At 46.4% G+C, this 2397-nt stretch carries 2 protein-coding genes; both read right to left on the bottom strand.

The genetic code is table 11. The features are described from left to right. Positions 1 to 63 precede the first annotated feature (63 nt). Entirely contained in the window at positions 64 to 813 is a 750-nt protein-coding gene (gene istB, locus MD535_RS25365; RefSeq protein WP_265678061.1) for an IS21-like element helper ATPase IstB, read from the bottom strand. Next, positions 814 to 2304 (bottom strand): IS21 family transposase, encoded by a 1491-nt coding sequence (istA, locus tag MD535_RS25360; RefSeq protein WP_265678060.1) that lies wholly within the window; start codon positions 2302 to 2304, stop codon positions 814 to 816. Positions 2305 to 2397 lie beyond the last annotated feature (93 nt).

The raw sequence follows: 2397 nt of genomic DNA, 5'->3' as shown, positions 1-2397 counted from the left end.
TATAGCGCGTCAACTAGCTTGACCGATCCAGCGTCAATTAGCTTGGCCGGTTGAAGTCCTGTTTTAAGATTGGTTTAGTTGTGCTTCTTTCCTCCTATAGCTTTCTCCCTGGCATTGCAGGATTTTTGCATGATGGATTAACCTGTCTATCGCTGCGACGGTCATAACCGTATTGTCGAACAGTTGGTCCCATTCTTCGAACGATTGATTTGAGGTGATGATCAAGCTGAACCGCTCGTAACGATGCGCGATGAGCTCGAACAGTACGCCACTTTCTTCACTCGTTTTTTGTACATAACCTATATCATCTAGGATAAGCACGCTGTACTTATCTAGCTTCATCAGTGCATCCGATAGCTTCAGCTCTTCCTTGGCTTGTTGAAGCTGTTGAACCAGCAAGTTGGCACTCATGAACTTGACTCGATGACCGTGCTCTATCAACTTATAACCTATCCCTGCAGCTAAGTGCGTCTTACCTAAGCCACTGGCTCCGAACAGTAAAATATTATCTCCTGTCTTCACCCATTTTCTATGGTTGGCCAAGTGCCATACTTGCTCTTTATCTATGCCACTGACGGCTGTGAAGTCATAGTTGTCGAGGTACTTGCCCGCCGGAAGTTTGGCGTCTTTTAAATGCCTTTGTAAGCGTTTTTCCTCTCGACTATCCAACTCTAATCGGCATAGCTCTGCTAAGTAACGCTCCATAGACCAACTTTGCGCTCTGGCTTTTTCTGCCATAGGCTCCCATTGCGTGATTAGGTTGCTAAGACGTAAGGATTTCAGTAACAGTGGAAGGAGCTGTTGTTCTGACATCTATTTCGCTCCTTCCAAGATTTGCTGATAACTCGCAAGCGGATGCTGTTCAACTTTGGGGTTATTCATCCAACCTTCATCTTTTAAGAACCTATCTTCACAGTCGAAGAGTGTGGGTAACCGACCAACACGGATACCGTCTAAAACGAATCGACCTACCGCGTCTTCTCTTTCTGACTTACAAGCAACGTTTAGCAACCTCACCATATAGAAGCTCGCTTCATCCATCGTTAGATTGGCATCCACGTACTTCCAGATCGCTTGATAGTCATCGCTGGGTAACAGTTGCTCTCGCCACTGACATCCTCTAAACGCCCTTGGCTTTTTCATTAGCGAGCTTATGACGTGCTTATAGTCAATTTGGTGACCTCGGCGGTTCGAAGCCGCATAGACCCTTTCCAACGTTAGCGTGTGTTCACCATGGCAATACACTTCTAACGTCTTGTCGTAGAGGTGTACACGTACCGTGCTTCCAATGAGACGTGATGGAACTGAGTAAGTGACTCGTTTGAGCTGGATTGTGCTCGTTGTCGATACTTTCAGCAGGTGGACGCTGTAATTGACGCTGTCGAAAGCTGGAAGAGGTTGTAATTGTCGCTGCTCGTCAATTAGAAGGGGCTTAATACGACAATTACGACGTTCAACAAGTTTTGCTACAAAGTGCTCGTACTCTTCTTTGGTTTCAAAGTCATGGGAGCCTCGTATGGCAAGGGCTTGTCGGATTTGATTTTTTAGGTGGTTGTTCGAGCTTTCTATCGCCCCATTTTCATGAGCGATCCCCGTATTATTTCTCGTCGGTTGAAAACCATAATGGGTGGCGAGCTGTTGGAAGCTCTCTGTGAATTCACGTTCAGAGGTATTATTTTTATACGCTGCACTCAAACTGTCCGTTCTAAGCTCTGTGGGAACACCGCCTGATTGTTCGAATGCACCTTGAAGTCCAGTGGCGACCGCAGTAAAGCTTTCTCCGCCATAAACCACCTCGGCGTGACCCCAACCACTGGCGGGTAAACGGTAATTAAATAGACGATGCTCTAGCGTTTCACCTTGTATCGTGACGGTGAAGTCAGCCCAAGTGAAATCCATAATTCCTTGGCGCCCGAACTCTTTTTGTTGACGGAAGATAACATCCTGATCTTCCCCATACAGGAAGCGCCATTGGCGGATCCTACGCTCTAAGGTTCGACGGTAGTTCGGTAAAAAATCCTCGGCATGTTCCTCACAGAGATGATCAAAAATACCGACTGGAGTAATAGTCGGAGATTGCTCTAGTAAAGGAACCACAACAGAGTCCCAAATAGGTTCAAGAGGATCTTCGCGAGTTCGGTAGCTTCTAGGCTTTGCTGGACCTAATTGTCGCTGTCCTGATTCAATTCGACGAGCAGAGCGCTCGGAGAAGCCTGCTTTAGCAGCAGAAGTGGTTTGTGTTTTGTCTTTACGATTAGCCATGTATAGCCTTATCTGTTGATCTGTAATTCGTTTCCCTGGCACAAAGCTTCCCAATAGAGAGTTTGTCCAGAATGTATCAGATCAACCGGCCAATCTAATTGTCGCTGTACCGGTTAAGGTAATTGTCGCTCAATA

Source organism: Vibrio qingdaonensis, from assembly GCF_026191675.1.
GTDB classification, from domain to species: Bacteria; Pseudomonadota; Gammaproteobacteria; order Enterobacterales; family Vibrionaceae; genus Vibrio; species Vibrio qingdaonensis.
Note: the sequence above shows the minus strand (reverse complement) of the source record. Positions and strands in the feature narration are given on the sequence as shown.

Bases quoted from the DNA above. Each gene is read 5' to 3' on its own strand.
- istB (WP_265678061.1), bottom strand. From the start codon at position 813: ATGTCAGAACAACAGCTCCTTCCACTGTTACTGAAATCCTTACGTCTT.